Here is a 20,719-nt window from a genome sequence, read left to right as displayed (position 1 = left end):
TCCCTGAGGCCCGGGACTTAAATTGCGTATCCAATAGCAAGGCTAACCTTTATACTAGCGCGCGGTTGTTTACAAACTGCCCAAATGACAAAAAATGAGAATTCTCAGGTAAAATTCGTAAAATATTTATTTATCTTTGCAGTGTGTTGCATTTTGTTGGGAGCCGCATCGATATATGGCATGTACCGCTATATTGCGCTCCAATTGCCCGATGTGGCGACGCTGAAAGACATCCGCTTGCAGACGCCGATGCAGATCTTCTCGGCGGACGGCAAGCTTATCGCGCAGTACGGTGAGAAACGCCGCATCCCGCTCCGGTTCGATCAGATGCCGCCTGAATTAGTGCATGCGTTTGTCGCCACCGAAGACAGCCGCTTTTACGAGCATCACGGCGTGGACCCGGTGGGGATTTTGCGCGCACCCTCCATCGTTCTGCTTTCCGGCCACGCCTCGCAGGGCGCGAGCACCATCACCCAGCAGCTGGCCCGCAATTTTTTCCTCAGCCCGGAACGGATGCTTATTCATAAAATCAAAGAGGCGTTTCTGGCGGTACGGATTGAGCAATTGCTGACTAAAGATAAAATCCTGGAACTATATCTGAACAAGATCTACCTGGGTTACCGCGCCTATGGCGTTGGCGCGGCGGCGCAGGTCTATTTCGGCAAGGACGTCAGTCAGCTCACGCTGAGCGAAATGGCCATGATTGCCGGTTTGCCGAAAGCCCCTTCCACCTTCAACCCGCTCTATTCTCCTGAACGGACGCTGGCGCGGCGCAACACCGTGCTGGCGCGTATGCGCGATAAAAACTACATACCCAGGCCGAATATGAGCAGGCGCGCGACGCGGCGCTGGTGGCCCGTTCCACGCACCAGAAATCGACTTTTCCGCGCCCTATGTGTCGGAGATGGTGCGACGGGGGATACGCTCAAGCGCTACGGAGAAAATGCCTATACCGACGGTTTCAAGGTGTATACTACTATCACCAAACCGCTGCAGCAGGCGGCGCAGAACGTAGTGCGCAACAACGTGCTGGCTTACGATATGCGCCACGGTTACCGCGATCCGAGCAGCGTATTGTGGAAAGTAAAAGAGTCGCCCTGGGACGCACAGCATATCCGCGACAGATTGAAAACCCTGCCGGTTTACGGTCCATTGCACACGGCGGTCATTACCGAAACTGGCGTCGATGGCGTGGTGGCGATGATGGCCGACGGCAGTAACGTGGCACTATCGCTGGCGGGCATGCGCTGGGCTCGGCCGCTCAGAAGCGACACACAGCAGGGGCCGATGCCGAAAAAAGTCACCGATGTGGTGCAAGCGGGGCAACAAGTCTGGGTGCGGCAAACGGACGAAGGTTGGTCGATCTCGCAGGTCCCGGACGTCAATTCTGCGCTGGTGTCGCTGGATCCGCAGGATGGCGCGGTGAAAGCCCTGGTCGGCGGTTTCGACTTCAATCAGAGCAAATTCAACCGTATCACCCAGGCGCTGCGTCAGATGAGTTCCAATATCAAGCCATTTCTGTATACCACCGCGCTGGATAAAGGGTTGACGCTGGCGACCATTCTCAATGATGCGCCTATTTTTCGCTGGGATGCCGGCGCCGGCTCCGACTGGCGGCCGCGCAACTCGCCGACGACCTATGCTGGCTCGATTTGCCTGCACCAGGGTTTGGGGCAGGCGAAAAACGTGGTAATGGTTCGCGCCATGCGCGCTATGGGCGTGGATTATGCCGCGGAATATCTGCAACGCTTCAGCTTCCCGGCGCAGAACACCGTCCACACCGAATCCCTGGCGCTGGGATCCGCGTCCTTCAACCCCGCTGCAGCTGGTGCGGGGCTATGCGGAGCTGGCCAATGGCGGTTATCTGGTCGACCCCCTACCTCATCACTAAAATCACCGATGAGAACGATCAGGTGCTGTTTACCGCCAAACCCAAAGTGGTGTGCAGCAGCTGCGATTTGCCGGTCATCTATGGCGATACACCGAAATCGGCGGTGCTGTCGGACGACATATGGAACAATGTAGCCGTCTCCCGCCAGGCTGACGCTAACGGCACGGGTACCCCATGCCGCGACTGGAACTGGTTTCACCGGCACAGGCCGCGGCACGGTCACCACGGTATGGATAGAATTTAACGATCACCGCCGCAATTTGGGCAGAAGCACGGCTTCCGGCGCCATCAGCGATCAGATTTCCGGTGCCGAGGGCGGCGCTAAAAGCGCCCAGCCTATCTGGGATGATTATATGAAGATAGCGCTGGAAGGTATCCCCGAAAAGAAACTGGATCCGCCGCCGGGCGTCGTTACCCTCATTATCGATAAGAGCAGCGGCAAGTTATCCGACGGCGGCGGCAACAGCCGGCCGGAATATTTTATCGACGGTACCCAGCCGAAAGACCGGGTAGTACATGAAGTCGGCACAACGCTGATGGACAATGGCCAGCAGCAGGAACTGTTCTGACCGTTCGCTGGGCCGGATGTCTTTGGACTCGGCCCGGACTCACGCCTCTCTCGGTGTGCCATTAAGCCAGGCATGAGCGAGAAACAGTGCGCTCACGTTACGCGCCTCGCAAAAATCGGGCTCGTCCAGCAGCGCCAGCATACGGCTTAACGGCCAGCGCACCAGCGGCAACGGTTCCGGCTCATCGCCCTGCAACCGCTGGGGATAGAGATCCTGCACCACCACAATGTGCATTGTGCTGGAGAAATAGGACGGCGCCATACTCAAACGGCGCAAAAACGTAAAGTTGCGCCCGCCAAAGCCCGCCTCCTCCATCAGCTCGCGGTTCGCCGCTTCCATCACCCCTTCGCCGGGGTCGATAAGTCCTTTTGGAAACCCCAATTCATAATCCTCGATGCCGGCGCCGTATTCACGGATCAGCAGCAGATGGTCGTCCAGCACCGGTACGATCATCACCGCCTCGCGATGAGAAGGCTTCATCCGCTCATAAACCCGCCGTGCGCCGTTGCTGAACTCCAGATCGACGGACTCAACCGTGAACAGGCGGGACTGGGCAACGGTCGCCACACGATGTATTTTGGGTTTTTGCAGATTCTTATCCATATCGTTCCCAAGATTGCGCACTGGATGGCCAGGAGATGCCCGCCCATCGGCCTGGTCAACATTGTGCGTTAAGAATGGATCAGGCCGCAACCTGTCTGCACAGCATGACTTCTAGCCACGTCAAGTCGGCAATAGGTAAATACGGCCAGCAGCGAATAAAATAGGAAAATGCTGATATATCCTCGGCAGCGGGCTTGTTACTCTCGCCTCAATATCGGTTATTATGCCTGTTTTTCGCCGATGACCGCCTGCGCACGCCGCAGGCCCATGTCAAACAGCGGCGGCGACGAGAATCTTTGCAGCGACGGTAAATTTTGGTGTATTGATGAAGTTGTGGGTGGGGTCAGCATGAGCGCAATCGTCTATGTATTGGCTGGCATGCTTGCCTGTACGATTGTTTCCGTTATCGGCTGGCGCTTCTATCGCCAGCGTGCCCGCCCTGTATCCGTCAAACGTCTGTCGTTTATTAAACCCTTTCCCCGAAAGTTGACCGCGGAAGAGCGCGCAGCCATTGAACATTACTTCCATCATAGTCAACCGCTTACGCGCACGGTGCCCGCGGCGGCGAGTGTGTCTTTGACGCCCCGCAGCGACAACGTCTATGCCGGCACCCACGCCATCACCCGCTATGGTCTGGCGATTGATGCGCCACATAAATGGCGTTATTATCTCGACAGCATTGAAATTCATTTGCCGGCGCAATGGGAATAATAGATTGCGAAAGAAAACCATGTCGAGTTGATCCGCACCGACAGCATGCCGCTGGTGATTTCGCTCAATGGCCGCTCATTGCTGAATGACGCGCCGTCTGCAGTGTGACCCCTGCGCCGGCACATGCGGCGGTACCGAATTCATCGATGCGCAAGCAGGGCAACGAACAGGTTGAGGTGCGCAAGGGAACGCCGCCGGAGCGCGCTATCAGCCGGCCATCCGGACGACGCGAAGCGGTACCGTGCAGCGCGGCGCTGCTATTGATACTTCTGAGTCTGCTAGCGCCTATCATGGCGCAGCCCTGGTTTGCGGCATTGGCCGCGTTACCGGCCGCACTGGCCGCCTGGCTGCGATTCCGCCAGCCGACGCAGCGCAATCGGCAGGATATTCACTGCCTGCGTGGGATCCCCCAGCGCTGGGGGCTGTTCGGCGAATCTGGTCAGGGCAGTATCAGCAATATTTCCCTCGGCAGCCTCGATTTGAAATACCCGGCACATTGGCCGCCGTATATCGCCCGCGATCTGAACAAGAAAACCGAAAACCGACATCGATATATACGTCATCAGCCAGGTAGTGCGCCAGGGCTGCTTTCTGTCGCTTCATGACGAAGTCACTTATTTCCCCCTGCAGCGCTGGGGCGGAAATCTGATGATGCTATGCAGTTTGCTACTGGCCTTGTCGTTGCTGCTGGCCTATGGCCGCTCTCGCTGCCGCTGAAATTGAGCGTTGCCTGGCTGCAGGGCGCGCAAACACTGCACGTCGACAGCGTCGCCGCTTTGAACCAGGCGACGCTGCGCATTGGCGATACGCTGTCGGCCCGCGGTACCGGGGTATTATGTACAAAGCGATGGCGGCAGAACCCCGTTTTTTCCGTTTGACTGTTCCGCTATTTACTGGAACAACGCGGTACCGCTGCCGATGCCGGAGTCCGATACCGTCGATCGCGCCGGATCGCTGAAAGGAATAAATGTGCTGCTGCGGCCGGTAAGCGCCGATACGCTGGAAGCCTTGGTCAACGCCGCCACCTCGTACTACTTTGCCAGCGAGACACGCAACGCCACCAACGCGCTCAACAGCCCGCCACCGGACGGATTTCTGATCCGCAGCGATGAAGACAAACAGCTAGTCGAGACCCCCCCCGCCGTAAATTTCAACGATTATACTGGCCTGGCGCAATGGCACGAGCTGCAGGGGCTGTCTACGCAACTGTTGCATACACCGTTTAACGCCGAGGGCATCATCACCAATATTACCGTCGACGCTAACGGCACCCGCCAGATTGCGCTGCTCAAGGAGCCGGAAGGGTATCACTGTGGCGCAACGTGGGCGCAACCTTGCTACTGATACTGTTGCTGACGCGCGCCGCGTTCAACGCTATCCTGCTGGTGCGGCGCCTGCACAACGGCCGACGGCACGCGCGGGACATCCAGCGCTATTATGACTGTTGCTTCAGCCACGAGGCGATAGCCGCGAACGGCAACCGCGTTTGGCGCGACTGATAGCCATCAATCTCATCCCCGGACGGGCGGCAAGTATGCTACTCTGAATGTTGACCGGGCCGTTTGGCGCCATGCCGCAGACCCTCCCCCTTGCCCTGCTTACGCTCTGGAGTCCGCATGTCCGCAGTCATCGACTGGCGCCATCATATTGATACCATCATTCTTGATATGGACGGCACACTGCTGGATTTGGCCTTCGATCGTGACTTCTGGCTGGCGCGCGTACCGGCGGCCCTTAGCCAACGGCGCGGTATCACCCGGGCTGAGGCCAGCGCCCTGATAGACCACGAATACCACAGCGTGCGCCATACCTTGAACTGGTACTGTTTCGATTACTGGAGCCGGCGGCTGACGCTGGATATCGCCGCCATGACCGCTGAACTTGGTCATACCGTACGGTTGCGCGACGATACGCGGCCGCTACTGAGCGCATTGCGTCAGCACGGCCGCCGCTCGATCCTGCTGACCAACGCCCACCCCGACGGCCTGACGGTCTGACGGTCTGACGGTCTGACGGTGAAAATGCGCCACACCGGTCTGGGTCAGCACCTTGATTTATTACTTTCTACCCATACATTTGGTTATCCCAAGGAAGATCAGCATTTGTGGCAGCGCGTTCGGACTCATACCGGTTTTGATCCGGTGCGAACGCTGTTCATTGATGACAGCGAGCCGATTCTCGATGCGGCCAGCCGCTTTGGTATCCGCTATTGTCTCGGCGTCAGTAATCCTAATTCCGGCGTGGCGCCGCAACCCTTTCGGCGACATCCGTCACTCAATGATTATCGGACGCTGCTGCCTGCGCTGGCTAGAATAATGTGCTGACACTCAGAAGGCGAAATGAAACCCAAAGACGCTAACGGCGATACTCCGGCCGTACGGCTGGACAAGTGGCTGTGGGCGACGCGTTTTTATAAAACCCGCGCCCTGGCCCGCGCGATGATTGAGGGCGGCAAGGTCCATTACAATGGACAGCGCAGCAAACCCGGTAAAACCATGGAGCGCGGCGCGGAAATCACGCTGCGTCAAGGCAACGACGAGCGTCAGGTGCGCGTGCGTGCTTTAAGCGATCAACCTCATCCTGCCAGCGATGCGCAGCTACTGTATCAGGAGACCGACGCCAGTATCGTTAAACGGGAGAAAATGGCCGAGGCGCGAAAAAGTAACGCCCTGACCATGTCCCATCCGGACCGGCGCCCGGACAAAAAAGAACGCCGCAATCTGATTAAATTTAAATATGGCGAATCGGGCGAGGCGGAATAATCCCTCCCGGCGCCGCAGGCATGAGAGACCATGATGACCCATCAAGACCAACTGCAGCGTTACCTCTTTGAAGACTATGCCGTCAGGGGTGAACTGGTGTCCTTACAGGAAACTTACCGCCAAGTGCTGGGCCAGCACAACTATCCGCCGGCGGTGAAAACGCTGCTGGGGGAACTCCTGGTCGCTACCAGTTTGCTAACCGCCACGTTAAAATTCACCGGCGAAATTACCGTCCAGTTACAAGGAGATGGCCCGCTGCGGCGGGCGGTCATTAACGGTGACGATCGGCAGAACATGCGCGGGCTGGCGCGCATCAACGGCGACATCGCCAACGCCACCACTCTGGCGCAAATGCTGGGCAACGGGTATTTGGTGATTACCCTGACCCCTGCCGAAGGCGAGCGGTATCAGGGGGTAGTCGGTCTGGAAGGGCCCCGTTTGGCGGACTGCCTGGAAAACTACTTCCTGCAATCGGAGCAGTTGCCGACGCGGCTGTTTATCCGCACCGGCGAGTATCAGGGAGAGGTGGCCGCCGCCGGTCTGCTGCTGCAAGTATTGCCCGGCCAGGATACCCGCGCCGACGATTTCGATCATCTGGCGCAGCTCACCGCAACGGTGAAGGGCGACGAACTGTTTGCATTGCCGGCCAACGACGTTTTGTATCGCCTTTATCATCAAGACAACGTAATCGTTTACCCGGCGCAGTCGGTGCAATTCCTTTGTGCCTGCTCACGCCAGCGCTGCGCCGATGCGCTGATGACCTTGGACGAGCAGGAGTTGCACGACATGTTTGAGCAGAACGTCGAAATAGATATGCATTGCGATTTTTGCGGTAGCCATTATCGTTTCGATGCCGACGCCATTGCTGACCTGCAACAGCAGGCGGCGCAGGGACATTTGCCGCAGGCTTAGGATTTACCCTATTGCCCCGCCGGAGGATTGCCTCTCCGGCGGCGTATGTTACGGTAATAACTTATTTTCCGTGCGCCCGTCCGCAAAATAATGTAAAGCCTGCCCGCTCAGGTTAATCCTTGATTTATCTCTCCGCGTGCCCACCGCTAATCCCTACAATTGCTAACGGTACTTATTGAACTAAGGAGCAGTGACATGGTAAGTGAGAGTATTACCCCGCAGCAATGGCTCAGTTATGGAATAATGGGCTACCGCGAACTGGTGTACAACCCGGGCTACGATCAGCTGTTTGCAGAAGAAACCGACCTCGCCCTCAGCGGGTTTGAACGCGGTACGCTAACCCAATCGGGCGCTGTGGCGGTCGACACCGGAACTTTCACCGGCCGGTCACCCTTCGATAAGTATGTGGTACGTGACGATAAAACCCGCGACACCCTGTGGTGGTCCGATCAGGGTAAAGGCGCCCATGAGGATAGCAGGCTGCGGGTGCGTTTTGTGACCGAAGTCGCCTGGCAGGCGCATTTCGTTAAAAACATGTTCATCCAGCCAAGCGACGAAGAACTGCGCGACTTTGAACCGGATTTCGTGGTGCTTAACGGCCCCAAATGCACCAATCCCGATTGGCGTGAACAGGGTCTGCATTCGGAAAACTTTGTCGCTTTCAACCTGACGGAAGGGATTCAGCTTATCGGGGGGACCTGGTACGGCGGCGAAATGAAAAAGGGGTTGTTCTCGGTGATGAATTACCTTCTGCCGCTTAAAGGAATCGCTTCCATGCATTGCTCAGCCAACGTCGGCATCAATGACGACGTGGCGCTGTTCTTCGTTCTGTCCGGCACCGGCAAAACCACGCTATCGACAGACTCGCGCCGCCGTCTGATAGGCGATGATGAACACGGCTGGGACGACGACGGCGTCTTCAATTTTGAAGGGGCTGTTACGCCAAAACCATCCGCCTTTCGCCCGAGGCGAAGCCGGAGATCTATCAGGCGATTCGCCGTAACGCGCTGTTGGAAAATGTGGTGGTGCGGGTGGACGGTAGCGTGGATTACGATGATGGCAGCAAAACCGAAAACGCCCACGTGTCCTATCCCATCGACCATATCGATAATATTGTTAGACCGGTGTCGCGCGCCGGACACGCTACGCGCGTCATCTTCCTGACGGCGGATGCCTTCAGCGTACTGCCGCCGGGCGCCAGCCTGTCGATGGAACAGGCCCAGTATCATTTTCTGTCCGGCTTTACCGCCAAACTGGCGGGAACCGAGCGGGGTGTGGTGGCGCCGGTGCCCATTTTCCCTGCCTGCTTTGGCGCGGCGTTTTTGTCGCTGCACCCCACCGCCTATGCGGATGTCCTGGCCAAACGCATGCACACCGCCGGCGCCCGGGCCGATTTGGTCAATATCGGCTGGAACGCCAGCGGCAAACGGATTTCCCTCAAGGATACCCGCGCGATTATCAACGCCATACCGCGCGGTGATATCGACGATGCGCCAACCGCTACCCTACCGGTTTTCAATCTATCGATCCCGACCGCGCTGCCGGGCGTGGACGGTGCGATACTTGATCCGCGTACCACTTACGCCAGCGTCCACGAATGGCGGGCCAAGACGGACGACCTGGCCCAGCGCTTCATCGATAATTTCAGTAAGTTCACCGACACGCCGGCGGGGGTGGGGCTGATGAGCGCGGGTCCGCAGCGCCAGGCGCGGCTCTGCCCCCGCGCCGCGACCCACCGGACCCGACCGGAAGCGGCAAATAGACGCGAATACGCAAGCCCTGCCGCGCGCAGCGGCCGATTTTCGGCTTACCGGCACGCGCATCAATGATGCGCTGGACAATGGCCAGACCGAGGCCGGAAACGCTGGTACTGCGCGCGCTATCGCCGCGCACAAACGGTTGAAATAAATTCTGTAATTGATTCGGCTAGATGCCCGGACCATCATCCTCGACCTCAAAGCAAACTTGATTGGTTTCGCGCCCGCTATTTACCTTTATCCAGCCGTTGCCGTAGCGCGCGGCATTCACCACCATATTCAGCACCGCGCGTTTAATGGACAGCGGATTGACGTTAACAATAAGCTCCTCGCCGCAAATATCGGTTTCGATCACGCGCTCATAGCCGCTCTCCGCCGCCACCACCTCGGTCAGGATGCTGTTGAGATCCGCCATTTCGGTCTGCATTTCCTGGCCGGTGCGCAGATAATCAATGAACTGCTCGATGATAGCGTTGCACTCTTCGATATCTCTATTGATCGACTCGGCAAGATAGCCGTCTTCCGCGCTCATCATTTCCGTCCCCAGGCGGATACGGGTCAGCGGCGTGCGCAAATCATGGCTGACGCCGGCCGCCATCTGGTTGAACGCCTGCGTCACCGAGCGCACCTCCGAGGCGCCATACTCCCGCAGCGGCGGTGGAATGATGCCCTTACCCACCTGCAGCGCGGCATGTTCCAAATCCAGCAGCGGCCGGTTTTAAATACGGATAAACAGCCAGGCGCCGCCGATAGCCAGCAATATAATCGCCAGGGTGTACCGGAATAACGGCGAGAAGTCGCCCTGATGGATTTTGGTCAACGGAATGCGTACCCAGATATCCGGCGATAACCATGTTTTCAGCCAGATAACGGGGGAATTTTTGGTGACTTCGACGCCTACATCGGTTGGGCCGCCGAACTGCTGAGCCATTTGCTGGCTCAGGAATTCATAGTGTTGCGCCCAGGGCAAACCGCTCTCTTCCGCAGCCGGATTAGTGTACAGCGAGACACCCAATTCACGGTAAATTTCGCGCCGGAATGCCGGCGGCACTTCCAATAACGTACCGTCTTCCAATTGCAGCCGATCGGTCATCAACATTCTGACTTCATAAGCCAGCACTTTATTGAACTATTGCAGACTCGGTAAGATGGCGAAATTCAAGACCACCAGATAGGTCGTTACCAGGCTGACGAACAGCAAGGTAACGATTAACAACAGGCGGCGGGCGAAGGAACTGCGCGGAGAGATGCGCCATCACATCATGCTTTACTGCCGTCCGGCACAAGGACATAGCCCAAACCCCATACGGTCTGAATATAGCGCAGATGGGCGGGGTCTTCTTCCACCATGCGCCGCCGACGCGAGATCTGCACATCGATTGAGCGTTCCACATGGCGCTATATTCGCGACCGCGCGCCAGATTCATCAGTTTATCACGGGACAACGGCTCCCGCGGGTGGCTGACCAACGCTTTATAAGCCCCCCAAAGTCACCGCTGGTCAGCGGCATCGGCTCATTTCCGCGGAACATCTCACGGGTACCGAGATTAAGCTTGAACTTGCCAAAGGCGATGATAGCCTCTTCCTGCGACGGCGCCCCCGGCAGCTCGTTAGCCTGCCGGCGCAGTACCGCGCGGATACGCGCCAGCAGTCCACGGGAGTTGAAAAGCTTGGGAATATGGTCATCGGCGCCGATTTCCAGGCCAACGATACGGTCCACTTCCTCCCCCTTGGCGGTGACTATAATGATCGGCATCAAGTTGCTTTGGTTGCGCAGCCGGCGGCAAATAGACAGCCCGTCCTTCCCCGGCAGCATCAGATCCAGCACCATCAGATGGAAGGATTCACGCGTCAGCAAACGGTCCATCTGTTCGGCGTTGGCGACGCTGCGTACCTGTGAAAGCCCTGCTCGGTCAAATAACGCTCAAGGAGCGCCCGCAGGCGCGTATCGTCATCCACAACCAGGATTTTGTAATCCTCTTGCATTATCTCTCTCCCAAAGGCGAAACGCCTGTAAAGGATATTGTTCAAAAACCGGTGCATCACTGACAGCGAATCCAGGTGACCATTCTAAGCGAAATTGTTACAAAGCATATAAAGATGCGTAGTTATCAACACTTTCCGCACGTGATCGCCACGATAATAACATCTGTCGCGCCGCCGCGAATAATAATTAACGACCACGACGTTTCCTCCACCGCCCCGCGCTCGTCAACTTTGATATGAGATGGCGGTGATATACCAGGTGCGACGTCCATCAGGGGTAACCACCTCCGCCTCATCATCCACCGCCTTTTTGATCAGGGCGCGCGCCATGGGTGAATCGATGGAGATATAGTCCTCATGTTTATAAATTTCATCGGGACCGGCGATACGAAAGCGTTTCGTTTCCCCCTCGGCGTTCTCCACTTCCACCCAGGCGCCGAAAAATATTCGCCCCTCCTGCCGCGGGGAGTAATCTACCACCCGCGCCTCCTTCAGCACGCGGCGCAAATAACGCACCCGACGGTCAATCTCGCGCAGAATTTTCTTATCGTAATGATAATCCGCATTTTCACTGCGATCGCCCAGACTGGCGGCCCAGGCAACCTTCTCGGTAATCTCCGGCCGGTAGCGTTTCCACAAATGGCCCAGCTCATCCTGCAATTCCTGATAGCCCTGGCGGGTAATAAAGGTTGGTCTTCATCGTCACCTGTCGTTGCACTCTGTCGCCAATAACGGCAATATACCATAGCAGCGGGTGGGTGGGCCTAAACGGACGCGGGCGGCCGGCATATTTTACCGCCGCAAACCGTATAACTGTGCAGGCCCAAACAATCCTTATGACAAAATAAACATTAACGCATGAATAGAGAGTCATTGAACCATCTTATCGCCGGTGAACTGAAAGCCCGGGTCGGGCAAGTGGACGCTGCGATGCGGCTCCTGGACGAAGGCAACACCGTGGCTTTTATCGCCCGCTATCGTAAAGAAGTTACCGGCGGGCTGGACGACACACAGCTGCGTACGCTGGAAACGCGCCTGGATTATTTGCGCGAACTGGATGAACGGCGCCAGAGTATTCTGAAATCCATCGACGAACAGGGCAAGCTTACCGAGGCGCTGGCGTCGGCTATCCAGGCGACCTTGAGCAAGACCGAGCTAGAAGATCTCTACCTGCCCTATAAACCCAAACGCCGCACCCGCGGCCAGATAGCCATCGAGGCGGGGCTGGCGCCGCTGACCGATCGGCTTTGGCAGGACTCGTCAACGGACCCCGATACCGCGGCGGCCAGTTTTGTTAACCCTGATGCCGGCGTGGCCGACGCCAAAGCGGCCCTTGACGGCGTGCGTTATATCCTGATGGAGCGCTTTGCCGAGGATGCCGCGCTGCTGGCGAAAATCCGCGCTTATCTGTGGAAAAACGCCCATCTGGTGGCGCGGGTGGTGCCCGGTAAAGAGGAAGAAGGCGCCAAATTCCGCGACTACTTCGATCATCACGAACCGCTGTCCCAGGTCCCCTCACACCGTGCGCTGGCCATGTTGCGCGGACGCAACGAGGGGGTGTTGCAGCTGGCGCTGAACGTTGATCCGCACGTCGACGAGCCGCCGCGTGCCAGCTACTGCGAGCAGATGATCGCCAATCATTTGCAAGTGCGCTTCGAACAGGCGCCGGCCGATAGCTGGCGTAAAACGGTCATCAGCTGGACCTGGCGCATCAAAATCCTCATGCATCTGGAAACCGAACTGATGGGCAGCATGCGTGAAAGGACCGAGGAAGAAGCGATCCAGGTCTTCGCCCGCAACATGCATGATTTACTGATGGCGGCGCCGGCGGGGCGGCGCGCTACCATGGGCCTGGATCCGGGGCTGCGCACCGGCGTCAAGGTCGCGGTGGTGGATGCCACCGGCAAGCTGGTCGCGACACAGACGCTTTATCCCCACACCAGCCAGGCCGACAAAGCCGCGACGGCCGTCGCGGCTTTGTGTCTGAAACATAACGTGGAACTGGTCGCCATCGGCAACGGGACCGCATCGCGGGAAACCGAACGATTCTATGCCGAAGTCCAGAAGCGTTATCCCGACGTGAAAGGGCAAAAAGTCATCGTCAGCGAGGCTGGCGCGTCGACGTATTCCGCCTCGGAGCTGGCGGCGCTGGAGTTTCCTGATTTGGACGTCTTGCTGCGCGGGGTGGTTTCCATCGCCCGCAGATTGCAGGATCCGCTTGGCTGAGCTGGTTAAAATCGATCCGAAATCCATCGGCGTGGGTCAATATCAGCACGATGTCAGCCAAGCCTGCTGGCGAAAAAGCTGGACACGGTAGTCGAGGACTGCGTCAACGCCGTTGGCGTTGATCTGAATACCGCTTCAGTGCCGCTGCGGATTCGCGTCTCCGGCCTGACGCGCATGATGGCGCAAAACATCGTCAGCTGGCGGGATAAGCATAGCCGTTTCCGCGATCGTCAACAGTTGCTGAAAGTTCCCCGCCTGGGCCCCAAAGCGTTTAAACAATGCGCCGGCTTCCTGCGCATCAATCACGGCGACAATCCGCTAGACGCCTCTACCGTTCATCCGGAGAGTTATCCAATGGTACAGCGAATTTTACAGGCCACGGAGAAATCACTCAGCGATCTGATGGGCGACCCTGCGACGCTGCGTGGCCTGAGCCCGTCCCGCTTCACCGATGAGCGCGTCGGGTTACCCACCGTGACCGATATTATCAAAGAGCTGGAGAAACCGGGGCGCGACCCGCGGCCGGAGTTCAAAACCGCCACGTTTGCCAACGGCGTGGAAAGGCTGCAGGACCTGGCGCAGGGCATGGTGCTGGAAGGCACCGTGACCAACGTGACCAATTTCGGCGCCTTTGTGGATATCGGCGTGCATCAGGACGGGTTGGTGCACATCTCCTCATTGTCTGATCGGTTTATCGACGATCCGCACAAGGTGGTGAAAGCCGGCGATATTGTCAAAGTGAAGGTCATGGACGTCGATATCGCGCGCAAGCGCATCGCGCTCTCCATGCGGCTCGATGAGCGACCGGGGGAGGCGCCGGCGGGATACCAGCACGACGGCGTCCCCGCCCACCCGCGCGCAGCGACGGCCGTCAATCCGGCCCTGCTGCCGCGCGCGGTACGGTAATAGCGCCATGGGCGACGCGCTGGGCAACCGGCGTTAATACGTCGGCGAGCGGCGACGGACCTGTGGGATACGGCAAGCAGGCCCGCTCTATAGACGAGAGCGAGTCGTCACCCCAACGGCGCCGCCTGGTGATGCCTGACCCCTAGCGGTCGGGGAAGGCTCCCCGGCTGTTAGCGGTGAATGGCGCCAAGGCGGCTTTACGGCACCTACCGCGGGAATGGCAGAAAAGCAAATAAATTATTTCTGCAATTATTTTGCTTCAAATATAATTTCCTACACCGGCTAATTACATTCAATTTTAATAATTAATATTATATTTTTATTAACTCATTTTCCGTCGCTTATTTAATATTTATGGCCTAGGGGCACAGGGTTATTTTCATTTCTTCGCCGTGCGTTACTGCAAAATAAAATAACAGCATCCCACCCGCACGAAAGATATACTCATGCCTAAAATCGACAATTACCACTTTAAAAACATGAAGTTACAGAATCTTGTTAGCAATATTTTTTATCTGTCATTGAAAAAAAGAATTTAGTTGAGGGTTTGTTTTATTTGACTTGGGTGATAAAGTGTTAAAACTATTGTTATTGATAACTATTACTTTTACCATTTGTATCATTTTACATCGCGCCAGCCCGACCCGACATGCAGTAGTGAAGGGTATCAAGGTTATTGCCGTTTCCACCGCGCTTACGGTCGCCATCAAGAAGGTCATTATGCAACTGCAGCACCATTATAAAATTACCGCCTATGCCAAAGAGATCTTCCTCGCCTTCCGGCAGAAAATGCTGTCGCTCGGCATGTTGCCCGGTAGCTCGTTTCAGGTAGTGCGTGTCGCGCCGCTGGGCGATCCCGTGCAGATCAAGGTGGGACGAGTGCAGCTGGTGCTGCGAAAAAAAGATTTGTCACTGCTCTTGTTGAGCCGTACCGGCCATTGACCCGATCCGCCCCGCTCGCGCCGCCCGCTCGGGGCAATCCGTTTGTATTTGTTACTGCTTACAGGTTTCATTAATGATCACTACACGCACTGTGGCCTTGATCGGTAATCCCAACGCGGGCAAAACGACCCTTTTTAACCAGTTGACCGTCGCTCGCCAGCGGGTCGGTAACTGGGCCGGCGTCACGGTGGAACGCAAAGAAAGCTTTTTTACCACCCCCGCGCAGCGCATAACGCTCGTTGATCTGCCGAGCACCTATTCCCTGACGACGCTTTCGCAGCAAAGCTCGCTTGACGAACAAATTGCCTATCGCTATATCCTCGAACGGCAGGCCGATGTGCTTATCAACGTGGTCGACGCCGCCAATCTGGAGCGAAATCTCTACCTGACGCTGCAATTGTTGGAGCTGGGTATTCCCTGCATCGTGGCGCTGAATATGCTGGATATCGCCCGCAGCCAGGGCATTACCATCGATATTCCGGCGCTGGAGCGGCGGCTGGGTTGCCCGGTAATTTCCCTGGTGTCCACCCGCGCCGAAGGCATTGAAGCGTTGAAGGCGGAGCTTGACGGTCCGCTACCGGCAGCGCCGTCCCTTACGGTTGACTATCCGCCCGCCGTCGGCCAGGCGGTAGAACGGCTGCAGCCGTTTACTCCCGGCCAACTACACGCCGCGACAGCGACGTTGGCTGGCGCTGCACATGCTGGAAGGGGATATTCACAGCCGGGATCTGTTGACCTCGCCCCAGCGGCTGGAAAGTCTGCGCGCGGACATGCAGCAGAATGCGGCGTTGATGATCGCTGACGCCCGCTATGCCACCACCATCGCCCTCTGTCAGGCCGTGAGTAACGGCCATTTGACGCCGGTCAATCGCCTGACCGCGCGACTTGACGCCCTGCTTCTTAACTGCTGGCTTGGCGTGCCGCTGTTTTTTATGGTGATGTATTTGATGTTCATCCTCGCCATCAACCTCGGCGGCGACCTGCAGCCGATGTTCGAGGGCAGGTCCGCCGCGCTGTCCATCGACGGCACCCAGTGGCTGGGCCTATCAGCTGCATGCGCCCCAATGGCTGACGCTGCTGCTGGCCCAGGGGGGTGGGCGGCGGGATCAACACCGTACTGCCGCTAATTTCGCAAATCGGCATTATGTATTTGTGTCTGTCGTTCCTGGAAGATTCCAGCTATATGGCGCACGCCGCGTTCGTCATCGACCGCTTGATGCAATCCCTTGGTCTGCCGGGCAAGTCGTTTGTTCCGCTGATTGTCGGTTTCGGCTGCAATGTACCATCGGTTATGGGCGCTCGTACGCTTAACGCGCCGCGCGAGCGGCTGATGACCATCATGATGTGGCGCCCTTCATGTCCTGCGGCGCACGGCTGGTGATTTTCGCCGTTTACGCCGCGACCTTTTTCGGACGACATAGCGCTACGCTGGTGTTCTTGCTCTGGGCATCGTGGTCGCGGTCCTGACCGGCCTGATGCTCAAATACACGCTGATGCGGGGCGAAGCGATTCCCTTCATCATGGAACTGCCGGTGTATCACGTGCCGCATATCAAAAGCCTGCTGTTGCAAACCTGGCAGCGGCTGAAACGCTTCGTATTGCGGGCCGTTAAAGTCATTGTCCTCGTTAGCATGCTGATTGGCGCCTTGAACAGCTTCACCCTGCACGGCGAAGCGGCGGATAGCGTTAAGCATTCGGCGCTGGCGAGGGTGAGCAAGACCCTGCCCCCTGCTTAAACCGATGGGCGTCCATGAGGATAACTGGCAGGCCACGGTCGGTCTTATCAGCGGTGCGATGGCGAAAGAGGTGGTGGTGGGGACGCTAAATACGTTATATACCGCCGAACAGATCACCCGTACCCCGTTCGAGCCGGAGGCGTTCGATTTGCTGGATGAATTATCCGGCGCGATGACGGAAACCTGGCAAGGTCTGCAGGATGTCTTCAGTTTCAGCGTCCTCGCAAGCCAGCAAAGGCGACGGCCAGATGAGCGGTGGCGCTATGGGCATGATGAGCAGTAAGTTCGGCAGCGTTATTGCCTCCTATAGCTATCTGATCTTTGTCCTGTTGTATGTGCCCTGTATTTCGGTCCTGGGCACCATCACCCGCGAAAGCAGTCGCGGCTGGATGCTGCTCTATCCGCACTATGGGGCGTCAATGTGGCCTATTCGCTGGCAACGCTGTTTTATCAGACGGCCACCTTCATGCACCATCGCGCTGTACAGCACGATGGCGATAGCCACCGTTATCGTAGTCAACGACCTGCTGATTGCTTGTCTTTACCGCTGTCGGGATCGTTTCCAGGCGGGGCTAAGCGCGCCGAAAACGACACCCTGTTGCCAGCCCGCCGGCAGCGAAAGCTGCCACTAAGGAGGCGCGGTGTCCGGTCTGATGCAGTTGCGCGACGCGCTGGAACTGATGGGCCAGGGGGGATGCCCGCACCCTGGCCCTGCGCTGCGGCTGCCCCAGGCGATGGCTGCGGCGATGCTGGAACGGCTGGAGATGATGGGGCAGGTGGAGCGGGTTGCCGGCGACAATACTGCCGCCGGCGCCTGCCGTTCATGCGAGCGCAGCAGTTGCTGCCGGCTTACCCTGTCGCCGGTGCCGTTGGCAGCGTTGCGCCAACGTCGGGTGTCACGTTAAAATGGTGGTTTCCGGCGCATTCTTAATATCGCTGTTAATTCATTAAATTGAAAAGATTTTTATCCTAATTCCCCTTTTTTTCTCACCACACGCCAGCGCAATCCCCTTGGCGATTTCGTCACCAGTAGCTACAGTAACACTAGGCGTCATTGCCATGTTTATGCTGTGTCAGAACCTTCGTCACATTAACAAGGTGACATAATGGAAGCCATAACCCGCTTGCTGAGAGAGATTTACCCCACCGCCTTAAGCCAGGGGCAACTGGATACCATCAAGAGCCAAATCAGCTTCGTTAAATCCACGCCGCATCAGGCGCGCAAAGCGCATTGGGGTGAGGATGATATCGTGCTTATTATCTATATGTTAACCAGTTCATGGAGGCTGAAAAACCCACGCTTGACACCTTTAGCACCTTTTTCAACCATCGCCTGCGCAACACATTTTCCCTGGTGCATCTGCTGCCGTTCTATCCCTACTCTTCCGACGATGGCTTTTCCGTCATCGATTATCAGCAGGTCAATTTTATCGTCGGCAGTTGGCAGCAGATAGGCGAACTCAATCTTACCACCCGGCTGATGTTCGATTTCGTCTGCAACCGTATGTCTGCCGACAGCCGGTGGGTGAAAGGCTATCTGGCAGGCCAGCAGGCTTATGACAATTTTTTTATTGCGTTCCCCCCGCGACCGATCTCGCCAGCGTGACGCGCCCGTGCACATCGCCGCTGCTGACGCCATTTACCGCGCAGGACGGCAGCACCCGTTATTTACGGACCACCTTCAGCGCCGATCAGGTGGATCTCAATTTCAACAACTCCCAGGTTTTAATCGCCGTTATCGGCGTATTGCTACATTACCTGATACAGGGGGCGGACTATATCCGTCTGAACACGGTGGGCTATTTTTGTGGAAAGAGGTGGGCACCCGTTGTATCCATCTACCCCGCACCCATCTGCTGGTAAAGCTGTTTCGCGCCATTTGCGATGAGGTGGCGCCGGGAACGGTGATTATTACCGAAACCAACGTGCCCCATAAGGACAATATCAGCTATTTTGGCAATGGCCGCGATAAAGCGCAGATGGTCTATCAGTTCCCGCTTCCGCCGCTGGTGCTGCACGCCCTGCACAACGGCAGCAGCCGCGCCCTGCGTCATTGGGCAGCAGGGCTTGAGATCGGTAGCGGTGCTACTACATTTTTCAATTTTCTCGCCTCCCATGATGGGATCGGGATGAACCCGCTGCGCGGCATTCTGCCGGAGGCGGAGATCATCCGGCTGATGCGCGATCTGGAGTCGGAAGGCGCCCTGGTTTCGTATAAACAAAACACTGACGGTACCAGCAACCCCTTATGAAATCAATGTCACCTATTTGGATGCGCTCAATCGGCGCGAGGATAGCGATGAGACGCGGCTTGGCCGCTTTATTCTCGCCCATGCCATTCTGCTGGCGTTTCCCGGCGTGCCCGCGGTCTATGTGCAAAGTATCCTCAGGTCGCGTAATGACTATGAAGGGGTCAAGGCCGCCGGCCATAATCGCGCGGTTAATCGAGAGAAGTACCCGTTGAAAATCATTGAAGCGATGCTGGATGATGAAACCAGCCGGCGCGCGCGGGTTTTCCAGGCGTTGAGCACGCTTATCCACCTGCGCCGCCGACAAACAAGCGTTTCATCCTGATGCTGCCATGGAAGTCCTGGAGTGGGATAATGCCCTGCTCTCGCTTTTTACCGCCGCGCCGCCGGCCAGCGCGGCTGCTGTGTCTCTTTAATTTGGCGAATAAAACGGTAAGTTGCACCTTATCTGACGGCGATTATCGCCTGCTGACCGCCGAGTGTACGGTTAGCAGGCCTCCGCTGACCGTACCCTATGCTTTCCTATTGGCAGGAAACGCTTAGCGACCGTTAGCGACCGAGTGAATCTGCTCGCTCTGCGCCCTATACTGTCTCATGGCTGAACTCTTGCCGGCCGCCAACGCCCTCAGGATTCGCGCTGGCTGAAATCGCACAGCGCCTGGCAAAACAGCGCTGGGTGGGAAATGAACGGCGCATGCGCCGCGCCGGCAAAGATAATGCTCTGACTGGCGGGACTCAATTCATCCACCAGCGGGACCACTTTACGCGGCACCAGACCATCCAGATAGCCGTATAGGCGCAGCAGTGGCACGTCAAGTTGGTCCAGTGCCTTGCGCACGTCGCTTTTGCGCAGTAGTGCCAGCCCGCCGGTCAGAACCTCGGTCGCAGGCGCCGGGTGCGCCAGTACCACGCTTTTCAACCAGCGCGTATCCTGACGCGCGGACGCCGTTCCCAGCGTTTGCAGGCCGAGATAACGGCTGACGGTGCGGGTGAAATCCTGGCGCAGCTCGCGTGCAAACCCTTCCAGCACCTCAGGTCGCATCCCCGGCCAGTCACCGTCGGCGCAAAAACGCGGGGAAGAGGCAACAGTGACTAGACCCGCTACCGCCTGTGGGCGCCGGCGCGCTACCGTCGTCGCCACCAGTCCGCCAAGCGACCAGCCCAGCCACAACGCGCCGTGGGGAGCTCGCGACGCCACTTCCTCCGCTATCTCCTCAAGAATCAGCGCGCCATAACCGCGGCTACGGCCATACCCCGGCAGATCCACCAGATGCAAACGAAAGTACGGCACCAGCCGCGGAACAATGTAAGACCAGACCTCGGCATTCAATCCCCATCCGTGCAGCAGCACAAGATCACGATCGCCGGTACCGGTTGTTTGCCAAAACAGTGACGCCATTTGTTATTGTCCAAAAGTCGGAAACAAGGAGGTATGACACCATGCTAACAATCGGCGCCCTCTGTTGGCT

9 protein-coding genes and 9 pseudogenes are annotated in these 20,719 nt (G+C 57.4%); 12 read left to right on the top strand and 6 right to left on the bottom strand.

The window, feature by feature from the left end:
- The first annotated feature begins 84 nt into the window (after positions 1–84).
- Positions 85–2,460: pseudogene (locus tag ACTBDU_RS04250) on the top strand (transglycosylase domain-containing protein).
- Positions 2,461–2,499: 39 nt separating this feature from the next.
- Here the strand turns inward: ACTBDU_RS04250 and nudE are convergent.
- Positions 2,500–3,063, bottom strand: a complete 564-nt coding sequence (gene nudE, locus ACTBDU_RS04245) for an ADP compounds hydrolase NudE (protein ID WP_438805661.1) — start codon at positions 3,061–3,063, stop codon at positions 2,500–2,502.
- Between the two features lie 348 nt (positions 3,064–3,411).
- Here nudE and ACTBDU_RS04240 point away from each other — a divergent pair.
- The 5 genes and pseudogenes from ACTBDU_RS04240 to pckA all read left to right on the top strand — a co-directional run bounded on the left by ACTBDU_RS04240 (position 3,412) and on the right by pckA (position 9,277).
- Positions 3,412–5,273, top strand: a pseudogene (locus ACTBDU_RS04240) (IgaA/UmoB family intracellular growth attenuator).
- Between the two features lie 117 nt (positions 5,274–5,390).
- Positions 5,391–6,098: pseudogene (yrfG, locus tag ACTBDU_RS04235) on the top strand (GMP/IMP nucleotidase).
- A 15-nt stretch (positions 6,099–6,113) separates the two neighbouring features.
- Positions 6,114–6,536, top strand: a complete 423-nt coding sequence (gene hslR / locus ACTBDU_RS04230; RefSeq protein ID WP_438805660.1) for a ribosome-associated heat shock protein Hsp15 — start codon at positions 6,114–6,116, stop codon at positions 6,534–6,536.
- Positions 6,537–6,569: 33 nt separating this feature from the next.
- Positions 6,570–7,448 (top strand): Hsp33 family molecular chaperone HslO, encoded by an 879-nt coding sequence (gene hslO, locus ACTBDU_RS04225; protein WP_438805659.1) that lies wholly within the window; start codon positions 6,570–6,572, stop codon positions 7,446–7,448.
- Positions 7,449–7,643: 195 nt separating this feature from the next.
- Positions 7,644–9,277 (top strand): annotated as a pseudogene (pckA, locus tag ACTBDU_RS04220) (phosphoenolpyruvate carboxykinase (ATP)).
- Here the strand turns inward: pckA and envZ are convergent.
- The 3 genes and pseudogenes from envZ to ACTBDU_RS04205 form a co-directional block, all read right to left on the bottom strand.
- Positions 9,192–10,454, bottom strand: a pseudogene (gene envZ / locus ACTBDU_RS04215) (two-component system sensor histidine kinase EnvZ); the annotation flags it as partial. The pseudogenes pckA and envZ overlap by 86 nt on opposite strands.
- A gap of 11 nt (positions 10,455–10,465) precedes the next feature.
- The gene (locus ACTBDU_RS04210) at positions 10,466–10,579 is read right to left on the bottom strand and encodes a winged helix-turn-helix domain-containing protein (protein ID WP_438805658.1); all 114 of its coding nucleotides are present in this window, start codon (positions 10,577–10,579) and stop codon (positions 10,466–10,468) included.
- 52 nt (positions 10,580–10,631) lie between these two features.
- A complete protein-coding gene (locus ACTBDU_RS04205) occupies positions 10,632–11,072 on the bottom strand; it encodes a response regulator (RefSeq protein WP_438805657.1) in 441 nt (146 codons plus the stop codon).
- Positions 11,073–11,101: 29 nt separating this feature from the next.
- On the opposite strand from ACTBDU_RS04205, the gene ACTBDU_RS04200 reads away from it, so the two are divergent.
- Positions 11,102–11,254: a hypothetical protein gene (locus tag ACTBDU_RS04200; protein WP_438805656.1), complete on the top strand. Its 153-nt coding sequence runs from the start codon at positions 11,102–11,104 to the stop codon at positions 11,252–11,254.
- A 162-nt stretch (positions 11,255–11,416) separates the two neighbouring features.
- Here the strand turns inward: ACTBDU_RS04200 and greB are convergent.
- Positions 11,417–11,891: pseudogene (gene greB, locus ACTBDU_RS04195) on the bottom strand (transcription elongation factor GreB).
- Positions 11,892–12,049: 158 nt separating this feature from the next.
- On the opposite strand from greB, the pseudogene ACTBDU_RS04190 reads away from it, so the two are divergent.
- The 5 genes and pseudogenes from ACTBDU_RS04190 to ACTBDU_RS04170 all read left to right on the top strand — a co-directional run bounded on the left by ACTBDU_RS04190 (position 12,050) and on the right by ACTBDU_RS04170 (position 19,793).
- Positions 12,050–14,360: pseudogene (locus ACTBDU_RS04190) on the top strand (Tex family protein).
- A 683-nt stretch (positions 14,361–15,043) separates the two neighbouring features.
- Entirely contained in the window at positions 15,044–15,265 is a 222-nt protein-coding gene (gene feoA / locus ACTBDU_RS04185; protein WP_438805674.1) for a ferrous iron transporter A, read from the top strand.
- A gap of 76 nt (positions 15,266–15,341) precedes the next feature.
- Positions 15,342–17,633: pseudogene (feoB, locus tag ACTBDU_RS04180) on the top strand (Fe(2+) transporter permease subunit FeoB).
- Between the two features lie 9 nt (positions 17,634–17,642).
- The gene (locus ACTBDU_RS04175; protein WP_438805655.1) at positions 17,643–17,906 is read left to right on the top strand and encodes a FeoC-like transcriptional regulator; all 264 of its coding nucleotides are present in this window, start codon (positions 17,643–17,645) and stop codon (positions 17,904–17,906) included.
- 201 nt (positions 17,907–18,107) lie between these two features.
- A pseudogene (locus ACTBDU_RS04170) lies at positions 18,108–19,793 on the top strand (sugar phosphorylase).
- A gap of 82 nt (positions 19,794–19,875) precedes the next feature.
- Here the strand turns inward: ACTBDU_RS04170 and bioH are convergent.
- Complete coding sequence (gene bioH / locus ACTBDU_RS04165) at positions 19,876–20,649, bottom strand: pimeloyl-ACP methyl ester esterase BioH (RefSeq protein ID WP_438805654.1); 774 nt, start codon at positions 20,647–20,649, stop codon at positions 19,876–19,878.
- Between the last annotated feature and the right edge of the window lie 70 nt (positions 20,650–20,719).

The organism is Sodalis sp. (in: enterobacteria) (assembly GCF_051710625.1).
GTDB lineage: Bacteria > Pseudomonadota > Gammaproteobacteria > Enterobacterales > Enterobacteriaceae > JBPESN01.
This window is presented reverse-complemented; position numbering and strand designations above follow the sequence as displayed.

What these genes read in the sequence shown, in the direction of transcription:
- nudE (WP_438805661.1), bottom strand. Translation starts at nt 3,063, where the DNA reads ATGGATAAGAATCTGCAAAAACCCAAAATACATCGTGTGGCGACCGTT.
- hslR (WP_438805660.1), top strand. Translation starts at nt 6,114, where the DNA reads ATGAAACCCAAAGACGCTAACGGCGATACTCCGGCCGTACGGCTGGAC.
- hslO (WP_438805659.1), top strand. Translation starts at nt 6,570, where the DNA reads ATGACCCATCAAGACCAACTGCAGCGTTACCTCTTTGAAGACTATGCC.
- ACTBDU_RS04205 (WP_438805657.1), bottom strand. Translation starts at nt 11,072, where the DNA reads ATGGACCGTTTGCTGACGCGTGAATCCTTCCATCTGATGGTGCTGGAT.
- feoA (WP_438805674.1), top strand. Translation starts at nt 15,044, where the DNA reads ATGCAACTGCAGCACCATTATAAAATTACCGCCTATGCCAAAGAGATC.
- bioH (WP_438805654.1), bottom strand. Translation starts at nt 20,649, where the DNA reads ATGGCGTCACTGTTTTGGCAAACAACCGGTACCGGCGATCGTGATCTT.